Source organism: Pseudokordiimonas caeni, from assembly GCF_026719705.1.
GTDB lineage: Bacteria > Pseudomonadota > Alphaproteobacteria > Sphingomonadales > Kordiimonadaceae > Gimibacter > Gimibacter caeni.
Window position 1 is genome coordinate 124,565 of record NZ_JAPPRR010000003.1, and the last position, 19,468, is coordinate 144,032.

The following is a 19,468-nucleotide window of genomic DNA, read 5'->3' on the forward strand; positions in this document are numbered from 1 at the left end:
TCTTCCGACGGGGCCGATGGCCTCGAAGCCAGGTGGAAGAAAACCATGGAAAAACTGAATCCGATCAATAGCCCCCTCGGCACCCCGGATGCCGCAGCCGTCAACCGTGCTGACCAGCGCGACCAGCTTTATGCCGACCGCAAGAAGGTCTACCCGCGGCGGGTGTACGGCCAGTTCCGGATGATCAAATGGGTCGTGATGGCCCTGACGCTCTCGGTTTACTATCTGCTGCCGTGGATCAGGTTCGATCGCGGCCCCGGTGTGCCCGATCAGGCCTTCCTGATCGATTTCCCGACCCGCAAGGCCTATTTCTTCGGGCTCGAGATCTGGGCGCAGGAGGTTTACTACGCGACCGGCCTCCTGATCCTCGCCGCCCTCGGGCTTTTCCTCACCACATCGGCCATCGGCCGTGCCTGGTGCGGCTATGCCTGCCCGCAAACGGTCTGGACTGACCTCTTTGTTCATATCGAACGCTGGATACAGGGCGACCGGAACCAGCGTATGAAGCTCGACAAATCGCCGTGGGGCGTGAAGAAGCTTTTGCTGAAGGTGTCGACGCATCTTGCGTGGCTTGTGGTGGCCGCACTTACCGGCGGCGCCTTCGTCTTCTATTTCGGCGATGCCCCGACGCTCGCCAAACAATTCCTCACCGGCACCGCGCCGCTTACAAGCTATCTGTTCGCAGGCGGTCTCACCTTCTCGACCTATCTTCTGGGCGGCATCGCGCGGGAGCAGGTGTGCATTTACATGTGCCCGTGGCCGCGTATCCAGGGCGCGCTTGTCGATGAAAACACCCTGCTTGTTTCCTACGACAAGAAACGCGGCGAACCGCGCGGCAGCCTGAAGGCGGCAGCGGCGGGCGAAGTGCTGGGCGACTGCATCGATTGCAAACAGTGCGTGGCCGTGTGCCCCACAGGTATCGATATCCGCGACGGCTTCCAGCTTGAATGCATCCAGTGCGCGCTGTGCGTTGATGCCTGCAACGGTGTGATGGACAAGATCGACCGGCCCCGCAACCTGATCCGCTACGCGCCCGAGGAGCACGTGACGAAGAAAGGCACGGGCCTCATTTTCCGCGCCCGTACCTTCATCTATATGGGTCTTATTGTGCTTGTGGGCGGCATCATGCTCGCCTCGCTCATTGTCCGGGCGGACCTTGACGTGAATATCATCAAGGACCGGAACCCGCTTTTCGTCCGCCTGTCTTCGGGCGATGTGCGGAACGGCTATGTGATCCGCCTGATGAACAAGCAGCATGCCGATCGGCCGCTGACGATCCGGGCGAGCGGCCTGAAGGGGCTGACGCTGCGGTCGACCGACCATGCGGAAGGCAAGGAATTGCAGGTCAGCCTGCCGCCTGACGATTCGGCTGCCTTCAAGGTGTTTGCTGTGCTGCCGGCAGAAGCGATAGGCGAGGGTGTACTGACATCTGGCAAAGGCGAAATCACTTTCGAGATTGTCGATATGGACGGCCATGTCATCTCGCGGCAGAATGCCCCCTTCAACGGACCAAGGTCATGATTTCCATGTCGGAGCCTCAAGAAAAAGGCCGGTTCACCGGCCGCCATGCGCTGATTGCCATCCTTGCCTTCTTCGGCGTCGTCTTTTTCGCCAACGGGATGATGGTCTTTGAAGCGATCGACAGCTTCTCAGGCCTTGAAACGGACGAGGCCTACAAGCGCGGCCGCGACTATAACCGCGAGATCGAATCAGCAAAAACGCAGGCGGCGCTTGGCTGGCGCCTTGGGCTTTCGACCGTCGGCGGGCCGGGGCAGGTGAAAATCGCTGTGCGCCTGCGCGACAAGGCGGACGACCCCGTATTCTTCCGCGAAGGAAAGGTGCTGGTGCGCCGCCCGGCGCGGCAGGATCTGGACGAGATCATCACCCTGCAGCCAACCGGTGAAGGCCGCTATGAAGGCGTGGCGAAAATGCCGCTTGAAGGCTGCTGGCGCCTGCGCACCGAGTTCGAGCGCGACGGGCAGGTCGTCTTCCGGCAGGACGATGCCGTGATGATCGGCGAAAACATGCCGATCCGCTGTGAATAGGCGGTCGCTGAAACGTTATGAGTGAAGCTGTTCTCAATCCCTATATCCGCCCTGTGGAGGGGGGACTCGCGGAAGCTGAGCTTCTGGTGCCTTCCATGCACTGTGCGGCCTGCATCGCCCGGATCGAGAAGGGGCTTGGCGGCGAAGCCGGGATCGACCGCGCACGGGCGAACCTGACGACCCACCGGGTCAGCGTGCGCTTCAACCCCAAGGCGCTCGATCTTGACGGGCTTGTCGGCAAGCTTGGCGCGCTCGGTTTTCCGGCCACACCCTTCCGGGCAGCGGTCGACAAGGCGGGCACGGACCGCGAGGCCCGCCGGCTGCTGATTGCGCTCGCGGTTGCCGGTTTTGCCACCATGAATATCATGCTCTTTTCGGTGTCCGTATGGGACGGCAGCGAGATGGATATGGGCACGCGCGGGCTGTTCCACTGGGTGTCGGCGCTCATCGCCCTTCTCGGCATTTCGGTGGCCGGCCAGCCCTTCTTCCGAAGCGCTTGGGAAGTTCTGCGCACCGGCCACACCAACATGGATGTGCCGATTTCGCTTGCGGTGATCCTGTCCTATTTCGCCAGCATCGGGGAGGCCATGCGCGGGGCCGAGCATGTCTATTTCGATGCCGGTGTGATGTTGCTCTTCTTCCTGCTGATCGGTCGGTATCTCGATCACCGGATGCGCGCGAAGGCGTCAGACGCCGCCCAGAACCTGCTGGCGCTGAAGGCTGTGCCCGCCACGGTGATCGAAGCCGATGGCACCCACCGGACCATGCCGGCGGACGAGGTGGAAAAAGGCGCACTCGTGCTTGTCGCCACCGGCATGCGCGTGCCGGTGGATGGCGTCGTCGAGGACGGCACCAGCGATATCGACGCCTCGCTCGTGACCGGGGAAACCATGCCGGTGACGGCGGGCAAGGGCACCAAGGTGTTTGCGGGCACGCTGAACCTGAATGCCCCGATCAAGGTACGGGTCGAAGGGCGCGGTGAAAGCACGCTGCTTGCTGAAATTGTCCGCCTGATGGAAGCCGCCGAACAGGGCCGGGGGCGCTTCGTGCGGCTCGCTGACAGGCTGGCCCGGCTGTATGCCCCGGTTGTTCACGTTCTTGCCGCGATCACCTTCCTCACATGGTGGGGGCTTCTGGACGCCCATACCGGCCTGATGCGCGCCATCGCGGTGCTGATCATCACCTGCCCCTGTGCGCTTGGCCTTGCAGTACCCGTGGTGCAGGTGGTGGCTGCCGGGCGGCTCCTGATGGCAGGGGTGCTGATCAAGGCGGCAGACGGGCTTGAGCGCCTTGCCACCATCGATACGGTCGTGTTCGACAAAACCGGCACGCTGACGATGGGGGAGTTGACACTGCTTGATCCCACCGCCATCGCCTCCGCCGATCTTGCCTTCGCAGGCGGGCTTGCCGCCGCCAGTCGCCACCCGCTGGCGGTTGCTGTCAACAAGGCGGCATCGAAGGGCCGCATGCCGATGTTCGATGACGTGCGCGAGATACCGGGTGCGGGCATCGTCGGTTTCCATCAGGGCAGCGAAGTGCGCCTTGGCAGCCGCAAGCATGTGGGGGTCGGCGACGATGCCCTCCCCGCAACCGGCCCGGAACTCTGGCTGAAACGCGGGGACGCTGCCCCCGTGCATTTCGCCTTCGCCGATGATATCCGCCCCGGTGCGGCTGAAGCCATCGCGACGCTCAAGGCGCAGGGCATCCATGTTATGCTCCTCTCTGGTGACCGGGCGGAGGTCGCCGAAAAGGTCGCGGGCGAGCTTGGCATCGCTGACTGGCGCGGCGGCTGCCACCCTGACGACAAGATAGCGGCCCTGGAAGAACTGAAAGCCAAGGGGGCGCAGGTGTTGATGGTCGGTGACGGGCTCAATGACGCGCCGGCCCTGCGGGCAGCACATGTTTCCATTTCGCCGGCGTCCGGCTCGGATGTCACGCAGACGGCGGCGGACTTTGTGTTTCAGGGCAAGAGCCTGAAGGCTGTCACGCTGCTTCTGTCGATCGCAAAGCGCACCAAGCGGCTGACGCTCGAAAACTTTGGCCTCGCCATCGGCTATAATGTGATCGCCGTGCCGCTTGCCGTACTGGGCCATGTGACGCCGATGGTGGCGGCGATTGCCATGTCGGGTTCGTCTATCGTGGTGGTGGCAAATGCGCTTCGGCTCAGGCGCGCCAAAGCGGGGGAGGAAGCTGCATGAGCGCCCTTTTGTTCCTCATCCCTATCGCCTTGTTTCTGGGCGGGCTTGGCCTTGCCGCCTTCCTCTGGTCGATGAAGTCCGGCCAGTTCGATGATCTGGACGGCGCCGCCGAACGCATCCTCATCGATGATGAAGAGGATGCGCCCGAAGGTAAAGACAGCGATCAGTCAGCAACCCGCTGAAGATCCAGATGCTGGAAATCGAACGAGAAGTCTGTGAGCGGTGAGACCGGCTTCATTTCGACTTTCGTCGGCTTGCCGTCCGGGCCGAACTGGAAGGTGGCATAGGCATCAGCATCAAGGGTGCGGTCATCCCAGCGCACGATGAAGGTGTCGCGGTTGAAATGCACCATGTCGCCCTTCAGTTGCGCGCTGCGTTTTGAAGTCATCCGAAGCTTGCCCTTCTCGGCCGTCACCACCATGTCGCCGTACCAGGCATCGCGGTAGGTGCCGGTGTAGGCATCGGCCTTCTGGGCTTTCGACTTGGCGCCGCTGGCTACGGCCTTGGCTTCCGCCACCACCTTGTCGGCGTTTGCCAGCCGTTCGGCATAATCCTTTTTCGATTGCTCGACCCAGTCGCCATTATCAACGCCAAGATAAGCGTCCAGAAGCTCGTTCGTCAGCGAACGCATCGTGTAGCCGTTCATATTGTTGGTGAAGACGATGACGCCGAGATTTTCCTCAGGCAGCAGGTTCGTATAGGTCACCATGCCAATGAGCCCGCCCGAGTGATAGACATGCAGCTGGCCGTTCATGTCATCAAGGAACCAGCCAAGGCCATAGGATTTGAAGTGGGTGTTATAGGGCGGGCGACCGAAGGCATCGCCGCCCAGCGGGGTGATCGGCGTCCACATTTCCTTATGGCGCGCTTCCGAGAACAGCGGGGTGCCGTCGGCCATCTTGCCACCGTTCAGCTGCACGGCCACCCATTTGGCGTGGTCGGTGAGCGAACAATTGATGGCGCCCGCCGCTGTTGTCGGGTCGCCCTTGTCGAATTTGGTGACGGTCAGTTTGCCGTCCACCGTCATGTGCGGATAGGCGCGCGGGGCATCTGCCGGCAGGTTCTCGGGCAGCGCGCGGCAGCTGTCCATATGGAGGGGCGCAAAGATGCGCTTCTCGATAAAGTCTTCCCATGGCATGCCGGACACACGACCGACGACTTCGCCCGCGATGATGTAGAGGAGGTTATCGTAATCATATTTGTCGCGGAAGGACGAGACCGGCTTCAGGTGCCGCATCGCTTTGATGATCTCGTCACGGCCGGTTTCCACCTCGGGGAAAATGAGCAGGTCGCCGGCGCCAAGGTCGAGCCCCGACCGGTGGGTCAGAAGATCCTTGATGGTAAACTCGCGGGTCACCCACGCGTCCGACATGCGGAACTCGGGGATATGGTCGATCACCCGGTCGTTCCAGCTGAGCTTGCCTTCATCGATCAGCATGGCAAGGGCCGCTGCGGTGTAGGCCTTGGTGTGCGAGGCGATGCCGAAGATCGTATCGGGCGTGACGGGCGCACCTGTTTCCACATTGGCAATGCCATAGCCTTTGGAAAAGACGAGCTTGCCGTCTTTCACCACGCCGATGGATACGCCGGGTGTTTCAAAGGCCTGCATGGCGGCCGCGACGCTGGCGTCAAGATCGGCTTCCTTGAACGGAAGGGCGTCGTCCGCATGGGACGGGATGGCAAGCACCGCAACGAACGCGGCACCAAGGATGGTCTGGCGCATGAAAATTCCCCCACAAAAGCTGTGGGGGAAGATTAGCGGCGGCCTAAGCCAAAGGCTATCTGCAATTCGTTCAGTCGTTCGCCGTTACGAGATCGCGGTAGGCATGCCACGTGGCGTGGCCCACAAGCGGGAACACAATCACGAGGCCGACGAACAGGAACGCAATGCCGAAGGCCGAGAGAAGCGCGATCAGCCATGCCCAGAGCGCCATGGGCCAAAAGTTTTCGCGCACGGCCCGGATCGAGGTGATGATGGCCGTCATGAAATCGGTGTTGCGGTGCGCCAGCATCGGTACCGAAATCACGCTCACCGCAAACACGGCAAAGGCGATGGCGCCGCCGATGATGGTGCCAAGCGCCAGCATGATCGCCCCGCGCGCGGTATTCAGCAGTGTGGGGATGAAATCATCAATCGGCGGGAAAGGCTGGTCCCCCCACATGATGGCGTAAAGGAGCGACGCGATCCGCACCCACGCAAGGAACATGAAGGCGAGCGTGAGGCCGATATAGGCAAGCTGCACGGGCGACTTGGTGCGCACGATCAGCATGTCGGCGAAGGTGACGGGACGGCCGGTTTCCATCCGCCAGCTCGCTTCATAAAGCCCGACGGCGAGCATCGGGCCCAAGAGCAGGAAGCCGGCGGCGAGCACGAGGATGAGCGCCGTCATATCCACCGACATCAGCCCGAAGAACAGAAGCACGGCAACGCCGGCAAACAGTGCGCCATACATCAGGCTGAGGCTGGCGTTGGCCCAAAGGTCCTTCCAGCCGGCGGCAAGCCATTTCCACGGGCTTTCAAGCGTGATGTGGTTCAGCGCCGGGCCGGTGATCGGCTGCTTCGACAGATTGGTTGTGCTGGTGCTCATGTCTACCCCTCCCAGAGTTCACCTTGAGGGTAACTCTAACCCAAGCCGGCGGCAATTTTTTGATTTGCCGCAAAGGGAGGAGGGGCTTTGTCTTATTCCAGTCCGACGATCATGCGGGCGAAATCGCGGGGGGAGAAGGGCTGCAGGTCCTCGATCCCCTCGCCCACGCCAATGGCATGGACAGGCAGGCTGAATTTCTCGGCGCAGGCGACCAGAACGCCGCCGCGCGCGGTGCCATCCAGCTTCGTCATCACGATGCCGGTCAGCTTGGCGATTTCCTTGAAAACCTCCACCTGATGCAGCGCATTCTGGCCTGTGGTGGCATCGAGCACGATGACGGTATCGTGCGGGGCGCCGTCGAGCTTCTTGCCGATCACGCGAACGACCTTTGCCAGTTCATCCATCAGTTCGCGGCGGTTCTGCAGACGGCCGGCGGTGTCGATCAGCAGCACATCGACGCCTTCTTGAATGGCGCGCTCCACCGCCTCGAAGGCAAGGGCAGCAGCGTCCGACCCGATTTCCTTGGTGATAACAGGCACACCTGCGCGCTCGCCCCACACCACAAGCTGCTCAACGGCGGCGGCGCGGAACGTATCGCCGGCGGCCATCATCACGCGCTTGCCGGCGTCGCGATATTGCTTGGCCAGTTTGCCGATGGTGGTGGTTTTGCCCGCCCCGTTCACCCCGGTCATCAGGATCACATGGGGCTTATGGCCTTTGTTCACATCAAGCGGCTTGGCGACCGGCGCCAGCATTGCCTCGATCTCGGCGGCGAGGACGGTTTTCACCTCTTCCTCATCGATTTCCTTGTCGTAGCGACCCTTGGCGAGCGCCTTGGTGAGCTTGCCTGCCACCGACACGCCAAGATCAGCGGTGATCAGCAGGTCTTCCAGCTCTTCAAGCGTGTCGTCATCCAGCTTGCGCTTGGTGAAGATGTTGCCGATGCCTGTCGAGATTGCACCCGTGGAGCGTTTGAGGCCATCCTTCAGGCGCTGGAACCAGCTTTTCTTCTGCGTGTCCGACATGGAAATCCTTTGGTCCTTCGTTACGCCGGACCTGATCCAGCGTCCAGAGGGTGTTGCAACATGCTGGATGCCGGGTCAAGCCCGGCGTGACGGCTTAAACTGTTGTGCCCGCCATCACGGCATCCGAAAGCGCGGAGAGGCGCACTTTCACCAGATCGCCGGGCTCGGCCGGGCGGTCGAGGACGACGGGGATGAATTGTTCGCTGTGGCCGGTTGCTTTGCCATCGGCATCGGAGCGCTCCACCAGCACCATGGCTTCGCGGCCGACACTTGCGGCGAAAAGCTCGGCGACCTTTTTCTCGCCAGCCGCACGCAGGCGGGCCGCGCGGTCCTTGCGGATCTGCTTGGGTACCTGATCGGGGATGCGGGCGGCGGGTGTGCCTTCGCGTTCGGAATAGGGGAAGACATGCAGCCAGGTGAGGTTGCACTCGTCCACAAGCTTCAGCGAATTTTCGAACATCCCTTCGGTCTCGGTCGGGAAACCGGCGATGATATCGGCGCCGAACACCATATCGGGGCGGTGGGCACGCACGCGGGTCGCGAACTCGATGGCATCTTCGCGCAAGTGCCGGCGTTTCATCCGCTTCAGGATCATATTGTCGCCCGCCTGCAGCGACAGATGCAGGTGCGGCATCACGCGGGCGTCGCCGGTGATGGCGTCATACAGTGGCTCGTCGACCTCGATACTGTCGATCGACGATATCCGCAGGCGGGGCAGGTCCGGTACCAGTTTCAGGATTTTCTGCACAAGCGCGCCGAGGGACGGCGTGCCCGGCAGGTCCTCGCCGAACGAGGTGATGTCGACGCCCGTCAGCACCACTTCCTTGAAGCCACGATCAGTGAGGCGTTTGATCTGGTCGATCACCTCACCCATAGGAACCGAGCGGCTGTTGCCGCGGCCATAGGGGATGATGCAGAAGGTGCAGCGGTGGTTGCAGCCGTTCTGGATCTGCACAAACGCGCGGGCGCGCTCGCCGAAGCCGTCGATCAGGTGGCCGGCGGTTTCCTTCACCGAGAAGATATCGTTTACCGCCACACGCTCAAGCCCGTTGGTGGCGAGCGAGGCGAAGGACTTGGCCTCGAGCTTCTCCTGATTGCCGATCACGCTTGTCACTTCTTCCATGCTGGCGAACTGGCCGGGGTCGACCTGCGCCGCGCAGCCGGTGACAACGATTTTGGCGTCCGGGCGCTCGCGCTTCAGCTTGCGGATCGACTGGCGGGCCTGACGGGTCGCCTCGGCGGTCACCGCGCAGGTATTGATGATGATGATATCCTCAAGGCCCGCGGCTTCGGCGTGGCGGCGCATCACTTCGCTTTCATAAGCGTTGAGGCGGCAGCCGAAGGTGACGATGTCCACTTTCTCGCTCACAGCGCTACCTCGCCCGCGTAAGTGAGCACGGCGTCGCCGGTCATCTGCACGCTGCCATCGGGCAGCCAGACGACTTCAAGTGTGCCGCCGTCCAGTTCGACGGTCGCATGCCGGTCAGTGAGACCGCGGCGGAAAGCGGCAACGGTGGCAGCACACGCGGCGGTGCCGCAGGCTTCGGTGATGCCGGCCCCGCGTTCCCAGACGCGCAGGCGGATATGGCCGTTCTTCACGCTGGCGACCGACACGTTCGTCCGTTCGGGGAACAGGGGATCGGTTTCGATCTGGGGGCCGAGTTCACCAAGCGGCACGGCATCGGCGTCCTCCACAAAGAACACCACATGCGGGTTGCCCATGTTCACGGCAACCGGATCATCCAGCATGCCCATCGCATAGGGGATATGCAGCGTGTCGGCGGCGTGCGCCAGGGGGATTTCCTGCCAGTCCAGCCGCGCAGGGCCCATGTTGACGCTGATCCGTTCGTCCGCACGCACGGCGGACAGCAGCCCCGCTTTCGTTTCGATCGTCGCCTTGTCGCCGCCATGTTCAGCGATCAGCAGTTTGCCCACGCAGCGCGTGGCATTGCCGCAGGCCGCGACCTCGCTGCCGTCGGCATTCCAGATTTCCATGAAGGCGTCTGCCCTGGTGGACGGGCGCAGCACGATCATCTGGTCGAACCCGATGCCACGCCGCCGGCTCGCCAGCCGGCGCACGAGGCCGGCATCGAAATCGAGCGTGCGACGACGCGCATCGAAAATGACAAAGTCATTGCCGAGGCCATGCATCTTCAGAAAAGGCGTATGTGGCGCGCGTTCACTCATGCGCGTGCTTATAAAGCCGCAGGGGTGAAGAGTCTATTGACAGAATCTTCAGGGGAAGATGATTGGCAACAGCCAGAAGCAGAGCCCGGTAATGACGAATGTGCCGAGGACATTCATGATCAGCCCCGCCTTCACCATGTCCGGCACATGCAGGTATCCCGTGGTGAAGACCACCGCATTTGGCCCTGTCGCCACCGGCAGCATGAAGGCGGATGATCCCGCCAGCGCCACGGGGGCCGCCAGATAAAGGGGATCGATATGTGCGCTCGCCGCCAATGCGGCCATGATCGGCACAAGGGCGGCCACGGTTGCGGTGTTGCTGGTCAGTTCCGTCAGGAAGATCACCAACAGTGTCACCGAGAACATGATGAGGATGAGCGGCGCGGCCGTGATGCCGCTCATGCTGGTGCCGAGCCATTCGGCAAGGCCGGTCGCCTGCACGGCAGCGGCAAGACTGAGCCCGCCACCGAACAAGAGGATCACCCCCCACGGCAGGCGCACCGCAGTCGGCCAGTCGAGGAGCATGTTGCCGTCCCGGTTGCCCGACGGCACAAGGAACATGGCAATGGCACCCGCAACCGCCACATGGGTATCGTCGACGCCCGACAGGAAGGGCAGGACATCCTTGAAGAAGGGCAGGAAGCTCCAGGCGAAGGCCATGGCACCCATCACGAGGGCAACGCGGCGCTCCGGTTTCGTCCAGCCGCCGATGGCGGCGCGTTCATCGGCAATGACAGCCGCACCACCCGTTGCTGTTTCGGAATCGAAACGAAAACAGATACGGGTCAGCACGAACCACGCCAGTGGTACCATGACGGCAACGACGGGAATGGCGAAGGCCATCCACTCAAGGAACTGGATGTCGCGGCCGGTGGCGTCAAGGATGAAGCCTTTAACAAACAGGTTGGGCGGGGTGCCAATATAGGTGCCAAGGCCGCCGATGGAGGCCGACCAGGCGCAGCCGATCAGCAGTGCGATCAGGAAACGGTGGCCTTCCACGCGGGGCCCGAGGATGGTTTCCGCCACCGAAATGGCGATGGGCACCACGAGAAGCGCGGTTGCCGTGTTCGAAATCCACATGGAAAGGATCGCGGAGGTGGCCATGAAGCCACCGATCAGGGCGCCCGGCTTGTCGCCGGCAAGCGAGAGGATGGCGAGCGCGATTCGCCGGTGCAGGTGCCATCGCTGCATCGCCATCGCCGCGATGAAACCGCCCATCAGAAGGAAGATGACGGGTGCCGCGTAAGGCCCGGTCGCCGCCTTCATCGGCACGACATCGAGCATCGGCAGCATCACGATGGGCAACAGACTCGTCACCGGCAGGGGGATCGCTTCGGTCGCCCACCAGGCCGCCATCAATGTGGCGACGGCGACAGTCTTCCATGCGGTGTTGCTCATCCCCTCGGGCGCATCCATCAGGAGGATCAGCGCAAAGAGAAGCGGCCCGGCCACGAGGCCGATGCGTTGGTAAAGCGGACGGTCGGCTGCGGCGGCCGGCGCCTGTTGGCTTGTCATCGATGCAAATCTCCCCTCACGGGCCGACACTAGGGGCAAGGGTCGCGCCGATCAAGCCCGCGTGGAAGCAGGGCCGGCAGAAGCCTGTTGGCGTCAGGCACAGCTTAGGGTAAAGTGCACAGCGGGGGTTGAGTATAGAGTTTAAGGCCAGGCTATATGGAATCTCTCGAACCAGTCGAGGTGCCACGCTACCCCGAAGTTGCAAAGCGCTCCTGCAGGGTGCTGGTTGCCGAAGACAACAAGATCAATCAGGCCCTTATCCGCCGTTTCCTTGAACTTGGGAATTTCGAGGTGAATATGGTGTCGAACGGATTCGACGCCATTGATGCCGTGCGCTTCAGCAAGCAGCCTTTTGATCTCGTGCTGATGGATATCAAGATGCCGGGGATGAGCGGGGTCGAGGCCGCCGAGGGCATCCGCTCGATCGAGGGCACACGCGGCAACGTCTGCATCCTCGCCTTCACCGCCAATGTGTCGGACGACGACATGGAACAATATCTGAATGTCGGGATCGACGGCGTGATCGGGAAGCCGATCAGCCGCGAGGCGCTTTTCTCCGCCATCGAAAAAGCGATGGAAAGCAAGGCCTGACTTGACTCTGCTGCCGTTCTGGCTTACTTCCGGCTCCGCTTCCTGAGAAGCCCATAGACCATCGCGCGCCCGAGGGTGCCCACCAGTCAGCGAGTTTCGCACACTGGTGCCATTACTGCTTGGTTTGGTCTGTGCCGGTTTTTCGGGTGTTGAAACAAGAGTTTAGTCAAGGATACGCGACCCTATGTTCGATAGCCTTTCCGAACGGTTGAGCGGAATTTTCGATGGCCTGAAGCGCCGTGGCGCGCTGAAGGAATCGGATGTTTCCGACGCGCTTCGGGAAGTCCGGGTCGCCCTCCTTGAAGCCGATGTGGCACTGCCCGTCGTCAAGGATTTCGTCAGCCGCGTGAAGGACAAGGCCATTGGCCAGTCGGTCCTGAAATCGGTGACGCCCGGCCAGCAGGTCATCAAGATCGTCCATGACGAACTTGTCGCCATGCTGGGTGCTGAAGCCAGCGGCATCAACCTTCTCGGTGTGCCGCCTGTCGTGATCCTGATGGTCGGTCTGCAGGGCTCGGGTAAAACGACGACCACCGCCAAACTCGCCAAACGCCTGACCGAAAAGGAAGGCAAGAAGGTGATGATGGCGTCCTTGGACGTCCGCCGCCCGGCCGCACAGGAGCAGCTGAAGGTGCTGGGCGAGCAGATCGGCGTGAAGACGTTGCCGATCGTTGCGGGCCAGATGCCGGTCGATATCACCCGCCGCGCGATGGATGCCGCGCGCCTGCAGGGCTTCGACGTGCTGATGCTGGATACTGCCGGCCGCTTGCACGTGGATGCCGAGCTGATGGCCGAGGTGAAGGCCGTTCGCGATGCGTCGCAGCCGCTTGAAACGCTGCTCGTCGCCGACAGCCTGACCGGTCAGGACGCGGTGAATGTGGCCAAGGCGTTCGACGGCGAGGTCGGCATCACCGGCGTGGCGCTGACCCGTATGGACGGCGACGGCCGTGGCGGTGCTGCGCTTTCGATGCGCGCCGTGACCGGCAAGCCGATCAAGCTTGCGGGCTTCGGCGAGAAGATGGACGCGCTTGAGGATTTCCATCCCGAGCGCGTGGCAAGCCGTATCCTTGGCATGGGCGACGTGGTCAGCCTTGTCGAGAAGGCGGCAGCGACGATCGAGAAAGAAGACGCCGAAAAAATGGCCAAGAAAATGGCCAAGGGCGAATTCGATCTGGATGACATGCGCACCCAGCTTCGCCAGATGTCGAAGCTTGGCGGCGTTCAGTCGATCCTCGGGATGCTGCCCGGCATGGGCAAGATCAAGCAGGCGATGGCCGGCGCGAGCATCGACGACAAGGTATTCCGGCGCCAGGAGGCGATCATCAATTCGATGACGCCGACCGAGCGCAAGAAACCGCAAGTGCTGAATGCTTCGAGGAAGAAGCGGATCGCTGCGGGGGCCGGTGTTGAAGTGTCCGAGGTGAACAAGCTCCTCAAGGCACATATGCAGATGGCCAAGATGATGAAGCAGATGTCCAAGATGGGTAAATCCGGACGGATGCCGATGATGCCGGGGGCGATGCCACCGGGTTTTGACAAGTTTCTCCCCTGATCTCGCGCCACGAGGCCAGGAGAGACCGCTAACCTAACGACCCGCCGTCCATAATTATCAGGAAAAAGGACGGCACTTTGAAAGGAAGACTAAAATGGCAATTGCAATCCGTCTCGCCCGTGGTGGCGCGAAGAAGCGTCCTTACTACCGCGTTGTCGTGGCTGACAGCCGTGCCTCGCGCGATGGCAAGTTCATCGAGAAAGTCGGCACCTACAACCCGATGCTCCCGAAAGACAGCGACCAGCGCGCCCAGTTCGTGACCGAGCGCATCCAGCACTGGCTGTCGAAAGGCGCCCAGCCGACCGACCGCGTTGCCCGCCTTCTCGAAAAGGCCGGCGTCATCGAAGCCAAGACCCGCAACAACCCGAACAAGGGCAAGCCGGGCCAGAAAGCTGTCGAGCGCGCTGAAGAGAAAGCCCAGAAGATTGCTGACGCCGCTGAAGCTGCGGCCGCTGCTGCTGCCGCTCCGGCCGTTGAAGAAGCTGCCGCCGAGGAAGCTCCGGCTGCTGAAGCTGCTGCTGAAGAAGCGACCGAAGCCTGAGGCTTTTTGCGACTTCCGACTGAATACCATCATGCCGGGCCAGCCCCGGCATGATGTGTTTGTGGCCCCCTATGGGATCTGATCGCCATGTCCAACGGTTCGACCGAACGCCGCAACCAGGGCCTTGAAGAAGGCTGGGTCTGTGTGGGTGCCTTTGGCCCCGCGCACGGTGTGCACGGCGACATCAAGGTCCGCGCCTTCACCGAAGACCCGACCGACCTTTTCGCCTTCAAGGCCTTGCACCGCGGCGCCAATGGTCCGCTCGTGAAGCTGAAGAAGAAGCGCGACGACAAGGACGACGGCTTCGTTGTCGCGGTCGAGGGGGTGAAGACCCGCGAAGATGCGATGGCCTTGAAGGGCCGCAAGCTTTTCGTGCCGCGCGAGGCCCTTGATGACCTCGCCGACGAAGACGAGTTTTACCTCGCTGACCTCATCGGCCTGACCGCCGAGGATCAGGACGGCACCGAGATCGGCTTCGTACGCGCCGTTGAAAACTTTGGCGCCGAAGACCTTGTCGAGATCGTGCTGAAAGCGCCTGTCGAGGGCATCGGTCGCTTCGCGTTCGTGCCCTTCCGCAAGATTTTCGTGCCCGTGGTGGATATCAGGGGCAGCCGCGTTGTCATCGCCTTTGCCGACTGGGTGGAAGCCATGAAAGAAGGCGGGTTCGCGCCGGAGTCCGAAGAGGGCGAGGACGGGGACGACGCATGAATCCGATGTTCACGGCGCAGGCTTTGACCCTCTACCCGGAAATGTTTCCGGGAACCCTTGGCCAGTCCCTTGCAGGCAAGGGTCTGGATGAGGGTAAATGGGCGCTGAAAACGCTGGACATCCGGGATTTTTCGAGCGATAAGCACCGCTCCGTGGACGACACCCCAGCCGGGGGCGGCCCCGGTATGGTGCTCCGCGCCGATATTCTGGGCATGGCGATCGATGCGGCCCGGGCTGAAGCAGCGCCTGAATGGCCGCTCCTTTATCTCAGCCCTCGCGGCCGCCGCTTCGACCAGAATGAGGCGGTGCGCTGGAAGGATGCCGGCGGGGTGACGCTGATCTGCGGTCGCTTCGAAGGGGTCGACCAGCGCGTGCTGGATGCCCGTGGCGTGGAAGAAATCAGCCTTGGCGATTTCATCCTCTCGGGCGGTGAGCCGGCGGCGATTGCCATGCTGGATGCGGTGGTGCGGTTGCTGCCCGGCGTGATGGGTGCAGCCGAAACGCTGCATGAAGAAAGTTTCGAGTGCGGGCTCCTTGAGTATCCGCACTATACCAGACCGGTGGTCTGGGAAGGCCGGGAAATCCCGGAGGTGCTCACCAGTGGGCACCACAAGAGAATCGCCGAGTGGCGGCGACAACAAAGTGAAGAGCTCACCCGGTTACGCCGGCCCGATTTGTGGTCGACCTATGTCCGGGACAAGAAACAAAAGGACTGAATAAGATGAATATCATTCAAAAACTCGAGCAAGAACAAATCGCCAAGCTCACCGATGGCAAGACCATTCCGGACTTCCAGGCTGGTGACACCGTGCGCGTCGACGTGAAAGTGGTCGAGGGTACCCGCGAGCGTATCCAGGCTTACGAAGGCGTCGTGATCGCCCGTTCGAACAAAGGCATCTCGTCGAACTTCACCGTTCGCAAGATTTCCTATGGCGAAGGCGTTGAGCGCGTGTTCCCGCTTTATGGCCCGACCGTTGCCGGTATCACCGTTGTCCGTCGCGGTAAAGTGCGCCGTGCCAAGCTTTACTACCTCCGTAACCTTCGTGGTAAGGCGGCTCGTATTACCGAGAAGCGCGACTATACGAAGTAACGCGAGGGGCCGGGGCGCCCCCGGTTTCCAAGGCAAGAACTGCAAAGGCCGCCCCACCGGGCGGCCTTTTTGTTTGGATTGTTGGATATGGAAACTTTCCATAAATTTCAACAATCAGCGTTCCGGCGATTTTTTGTTGCGCTTGTTTGCCGGGGCGGATATGAAGCCGGGGCGGGCCTTCAGGGGCCTGATCCCTTTCAATAGGCGAGAGCCAGCCGGACACCTTTACAAGGGTGCCTGAACGGGGCCGACAACTGTTTGAGGAAGATAGAAGATGGCGACGACGCTGTATGACAAGATCTGGGACCTGCACCGTGTTGAAGACCGGGGCGAGGGCGTCGCACTTCTATATATCGACCGCCACCTAGTGCATGAAGTGACAAGCCCGCAGGCATTCGATGGCCTGCGCGCGGCCGGCCGCGGCGTTCATAGTGTGAGCAGCATCCTTGCCGTACCCGATCATAACGTGCCGACGAAAGACCGCGACAGGCCGAACCCGGACGATATGTCTGCCGCCCAGCTTGCCGCTTTGGATGCGAACGCCAAAGAGTTTGGCCTCAATTATATCCCCATGGATGATCGCCGGCAGGGCATCGTCCATGTGATCGGGCCGGAGCAGGGCTTCACGCTGCCGGGCGTCACGCTCGTTTGCGGCGACAGCCACACCTCCACGCATGGTGCTTTCGGCGCGCTCGCCTTCGGTATCGGCACAAGCGAGGTGGAGCATGTGCTGGCCACGCAAACGCTGCTCCTCAAAAAAGCTGCCAACATGCGCGTCACGGTGACGGGCGAGCTGCCTGAAGGTTGCACGGCCAAGGATGTGGCGCTTGCCATCATCGGCAAAATCGGCACCAACGGCGGCACGGGCCATGTGATCGAATATGCAGGCCCGGTGATCGAGGCGCTTTCCATGGAAGGCCGGATGACCGTTTGCAATATGGCGATCGAGGCCGGTGCGCGCGCAGGTCTCGTGGCGCCCGATGACAAGACGTTCGAGTATCTGGAAGGCCGCCCCATGTCGCCCAAAGGCGAAGCGTGGGACAAGGCCGTTGCTTTCTGGCGCGGGCTGAAATCGGACGCGGGCGCCGTGTTCGACCGTGAAGTGACGGTCGATGGCTCCGAAATCGTGCCGCTTGTCACCTGGGGCACGAGCCCCGAGGACGTGGTGCCGGTGACGGGCGCTGTGCCCACACTCGCGAGCTTCGAAGACGAGAACAAGCGCGACGCGGCTGAAAAGGCACTCGCATACATGGGCCTCAGCGAAGGCCAGCCCATGACCGACGTGAAGGTGGACCGCGTGTTCATCGGCTCCTGCACCAACAGCCGGATCGAGGATCTGCGCGCCGCCGCTGCCGTCATCAAGGGCCGCAAGCTCGCGGGCCATGTGATCGAGGCGATCGTGGTGCCGGGTTCGGGCCTTGTGAAGGAACAGGCCGAGGCCGAGGGCCTTGACCGTGTGTTCACCGACGCCGGCTTCCAGTGGCGCGATCCGGGCTGCAGCATGTGTCTTGGCATGAACCCCGACAAGGCCGGGCCGGGCGAGCGGGTGGCTTCCACCTCGAACCGCAACTTTGTGGGCCGTCAGGGGCCGGGTGCGCGCACGCATCTTGTCAGCCCCGCGATGGCGGCGGCGGCAGGCATTGCCGGCCACTTTGTCGACGTCCGCAAGTTTTAAGGGAAGGGAGAAGATTCATGCGCGCTTTCACCAAAGTCACCGCCAAGGCTGTGCCCTTCCCGCGGATGAATGTGGATACGGATATCATCATTCCGGCCAAACACCTGAAAACGATCACGCGTTCAGGCCTTGGCAAGCATGCGTTTGAAACCGTTCGCTACCGGGCGGACGGCAGCCATATCGCCGATAACGTGTTCGATGCCCCGAAATATGCGGGCAGCGAAATCCTGATCGCCGGCCGCAACTTCGGTTGCGGGTCAAGCCGCGAACATGCCCCGTGGGCGCTTGCCGACATGGGCTTCCGTGTGGTGATTGCACCGGGCTTTGCCGACATTTTCGCCGGCAACTGCATCAAGAACGGCCTGCTGACCGTGACGCTGAAGCAGGAAGAAGTCGACGCGCTTGTGCTGGCGGCCGAAGGCGGCGTGGCGATCACGGTGGACCTTGAAGACCAGACCGTGACGGCAGGCAACGCCCATTACGCGTTCGAATTTAACCCGGTGCACAAGAAAATGCTGCTTGAGGGGCTGGATGAAATCGGCCAGACGCTGGCAGCAAGCCCGGCTATCAAGTCCTATGAGGCCAAACAGGCCGCGAAGACGCCCTGGCTGTTTGGAGGGAATGCCTGATGACGACTTTCAATCTGCTGCTGCTGCCCGGCGATGGCATCGGCCCTGAAATCATGGACCAGGCCCGCCGCGTGCTCGATTGGGCGGCGTCCGCCTATGGCGTGACCTTCAATGTGAGCGAAGACCTGATCGGCGGTTGTGCCTACGAGAAATACGGCGTGCCGCTCGCGGATGAAACCCTTTCCAAGGCGAAGGCCTCGGATGCGGTCGTCATGGGCTCGGTCGGCGGGCCGCAGTGGGACGGCAAGGTTGCTTACGACAAGCGCCCCGAAGCCGGCCTGTTGAAGCTCCGCAAGGAACTTGATGTATTCGCCAACCTGCGCTCTGCCATCTGCTTCGATGCGCTCGCCGATGCCTCCAGCCTGAAGCGCGATCTGGTCGCGGGCCTTGATATCCTTTTCGTGCGCGAGCTTTCAAGCGGCGTGTATTTCGGCTCCCCCCGCGGGATCGAGGCCCTGCCGGAAGGTGGCCGTGTGGGTATCAATACCCAGCGCTATACCGACAAAGAGATCATCCGAGTGGCTCGCGTGGCGTTCGAAATGGCCCGCAAGCGCGGCAGCCGTGTGGCGTCGGCCGACAAGGCGAATGTGATGGAATCCGGCGTGCTGTGGCGCGAAGAAGTGACCAAGCTGCGCGACGCTGAATATCCCGATGTGGCGCTTGAGCATGTGCTGGCTGACAACTGCGCCATGCAGCTTGTCCGCGCGCCCAAGCAATATGACATCATCCTCACCGATAACCTGTTCGGCGATATCCTTTCGGATGCGGCCGCGATGCTTACGGGCTCGCTCGGCATGCTGCCGTCTGCGTCGCTCGGGGACGGTGGTCCGGGCCTTTACGAGCCCGTGCATGGCTCGGCCCCCGATATCGCGGGCAAAGGTGTGGCCAACCCCATCGCCATGATCCTGTCGATGGCGATGGCGCTGCGCTATTCGCTCGGCCTTGGCGAGGCCGCCGACCGGATTGAGAAAGCCGTGGACGGCGCCCTCAATGCAGGCTTCCGCACCGGCGATATCATGAGCGAGGGCATGACCCGTGTCGGCACCAAAGGCATGGGCGACGCTATCCTCGCCGAGCTTCAGAAAAACTGAACAACTTCCCAAACGACCCACTATGGAGAAATA

At 62.1% G+C, this 19,468-nt stretch carries 19 protein-coding genes; 13 read left to right on the top strand and 6 right to left on the bottom strand.

Annotated elements, in window-relative coordinates; genetic code table 11:
- The first annotated feature begins 45 nt into the window (after window positions 1-45).
- The 4 genes from ccoG to ccoS are packed head-to-tail and all read left to right on the top strand — an operon-like array spanning window position 46 to window position 4,425.
- A complete protein-coding gene (ccoG, locus tag OU694_RS13795; protein ID WP_308911594.1) occupies window positions 46-1,521 on the top strand; it encodes a cytochrome c oxidase accessory protein CcoG in 1,476 nt (491 codons plus the stop codon).
- Between the two features lie 5 nt (window positions 1,522-1,526).
- On the top strand, window positions 1,527-2,045 hold the full coding sequence (locus tag OU694_RS13800; RefSeq protein WP_308911595.1) for a FixH family protein: 519 nt from the start codon (window positions 1,527-1,529) through the stop codon (window positions 2,043-2,045).
- A 17-nt stretch (window positions 2,046-2,062) separates the two neighbouring features.
- Window positions 2,063-4,243 carry a heavy metal translocating P-type ATPase gene (locus tag OU694_RS13805; RefSeq protein WP_308911596.1) on the top strand — a complete coding sequence of 727 codons (2,181 nt, stop codon included), beginning with the start codon at window positions 2,063-2,065 and terminating at the stop codon, window positions 4,241-4,243.
- Entirely contained in the window at window positions 4,240-4,425 is a 186-nt protein-coding gene (ccoS, locus tag OU694_RS13810) for a cbb3-type cytochrome oxidase assembly protein CcoS (protein ID WP_308911597.1), read from the top strand. Before OU694_RS13805 ends, ccoS begins: the two co-directional genes overlap by 4 nt.
- On the opposite strand, the gene OU694_RS13815 is transcribed toward ccoS, so the two are convergent.
- The 6 genes from OU694_RS13815 to OU694_RS13840 form a co-directional block, all read right to left on the bottom strand.
- On the bottom strand, window positions 4,407-5,966 hold the full coding sequence (locus tag OU694_RS13815) for a serine hydrolase (protein WP_308911598.1): 1,560 nt from the start codon (window positions 5,964-5,966) through the stop codon (window positions 4,407-4,409). The genes ccoS and OU694_RS13815 overlap by 19 nt on opposite strands.
- Window positions 5,967-6,036: 70 nt before the next feature.
- Window positions 6,037-6,831, bottom strand: coding sequence for a DUF2189 domain-containing protein (locus OU694_RS13820; protein WP_308911599.1), 795 nt, complete (start codon window positions 6,829-6,831; stop codon window positions 6,037-6,039).
- A 92-nt stretch (window positions 6,832-6,923) separates the two neighbouring features.
- On the bottom strand, window positions 6,924-7,856 hold the full coding sequence (gene ftsY, locus OU694_RS13825; RefSeq protein ID WP_308911600.1) for a signal recognition particle-docking protein FtsY: 933 nt from the start codon (window positions 7,854-7,856) through the stop codon (window positions 6,924-6,926).
- A gap of 94 nt (window positions 7,857-7,950) precedes the next feature.
- Window positions 7,951-9,225, bottom strand: a complete 1,275-nt coding sequence (gene mtaB / locus OU694_RS13830; RefSeq protein WP_308911601.1) for a tRNA (N(6)-L-threonylcarbamoyladenosine(37)-C(2))-methylthiotransferase MtaB — start codon at window positions 9,223-9,225, stop codon at window positions 7,951-7,953.
- Complete coding sequence (dapF, locus tag OU694_RS13835; RefSeq protein ID WP_308911602.1) at window positions 9,222-10,043, bottom strand: diaminopimelate epimerase; 822 nt, start codon at window positions 10,041-10,043, stop codon at window positions 9,222-9,224. The genes mtaB and dapF overlap by 4 nt, the downstream gene beginning before the upstream one ends.
- A gap of 48 nt (window positions 10,044-10,091) precedes the next feature.
- Window positions 10,092-11,558, bottom strand: coding sequence for an SLC13 family permease (locus OU694_RS13840; protein ID WP_308911603.1), 1,467 nt, complete (start codon window positions 11,556-11,558; stop codon window positions 10,092-10,094).
- A gap of 156 nt (window positions 11,559-11,714) precedes the next feature.
- On the opposite strand from OU694_RS13840, the gene OU694_RS13845 reads away from it, so the two are divergent.
- The 9 genes from OU694_RS13845 to leuB all read left to right on the top strand — a co-directional run bounded on the left by OU694_RS13845 (window position 11,715) and on the right by leuB (window position 19,435).
- Window positions 11,715-12,149, top strand: coding sequence for a response regulator (locus tag OU694_RS13845; RefSeq protein ID WP_308911604.1), 435 nt, complete (start codon window positions 11,715-11,717; stop codon window positions 12,147-12,149).
- A gap of 184 nt (window positions 12,150-12,333) precedes the next feature.
- Window positions 12,334-13,701, top strand: a complete 1,368-nt coding sequence (gene ffh / locus OU694_RS13850; RefSeq protein ID WP_308911605.1) for a signal recognition particle protein — start codon at window positions 12,334-12,336, stop codon at window positions 13,699-13,701.
- A gap of 94 nt (window positions 13,702-13,795) precedes the next feature.
- Window positions 13,796-14,242: a 30S ribosomal protein S16 gene (rpsP, locus tag OU694_RS13855; protein WP_308911606.1), complete on the top strand. Its 447-nt coding sequence runs from the start codon at window positions 13,796-13,798 to the stop codon at window positions 14,240-14,242.
- A gap of 87 nt (window positions 14,243-14,329) precedes the next feature.
- Complete coding sequence (gene rimM / locus OU694_RS13860; RefSeq protein ID WP_308911607.1) at window positions 14,330-14,950, top strand: ribosome maturation factor RimM; 621 nt, start codon at window positions 14,330-14,332, stop codon at window positions 14,948-14,950.
- Window positions 14,947-15,666 carry a tRNA (guanosine(37)-N1)-methyltransferase TrmD gene (trmD, locus tag OU694_RS13865; RefSeq protein WP_308911608.1) on the top strand — a complete coding sequence of 240 codons (720 nt, stop codon included), beginning with the start codon at window positions 14,947-14,949 and terminating at the stop codon, window positions 15,664-15,666. Before rimM ends, trmD begins: the two co-directional genes overlap by 4 nt.
- Before the next feature lie 5 nt (window positions 15,667-15,671).
- Window positions 15,672-16,040: a 50S ribosomal protein L19 gene (gene rplS, locus OU694_RS13870; RefSeq protein ID WP_308911609.1), complete on the top strand. Its 369-nt coding sequence runs from the start codon at window positions 15,672-15,674 to the stop codon at window positions 16,038-16,040.
- A 274-nt stretch (window positions 16,041-16,314) separates the two neighbouring features.
- Window positions 16,315-17,715 carry a 3-isopropylmalate dehydratase large subunit gene (gene leuC, locus OU694_RS13875; protein WP_308911610.1) on the top strand — a complete coding sequence of 467 codons (1,401 nt, stop codon included), beginning with the start codon at window positions 16,315-16,317 and terminating at the stop codon, window positions 17,713-17,715.
- A 17-nt stretch (window positions 17,716-17,732) separates the two neighbouring features.
- Window positions 17,733-18,344, top strand: coding sequence for a 3-isopropylmalate dehydratase small subunit (gene leuD / locus OU694_RS13880; protein ID WP_308911611.1), 612 nt, complete (start codon window positions 17,733-17,735; stop codon window positions 18,342-18,344).
- The gene (gene leuB, locus OU694_RS13885) at window positions 18,344-19,435 is read left to right on the top strand and encodes a 3-isopropylmalate dehydrogenase (protein ID WP_308911612.1); all 1,092 of its coding nucleotides are present in this window, start codon (window positions 18,344-18,346) and stop codon (window positions 19,433-19,435) included. Before leuD ends, leuB begins: the two co-directional genes overlap by 1 nt.
- Window positions 19,436-19,468 lie beyond the last annotated feature (33 nt).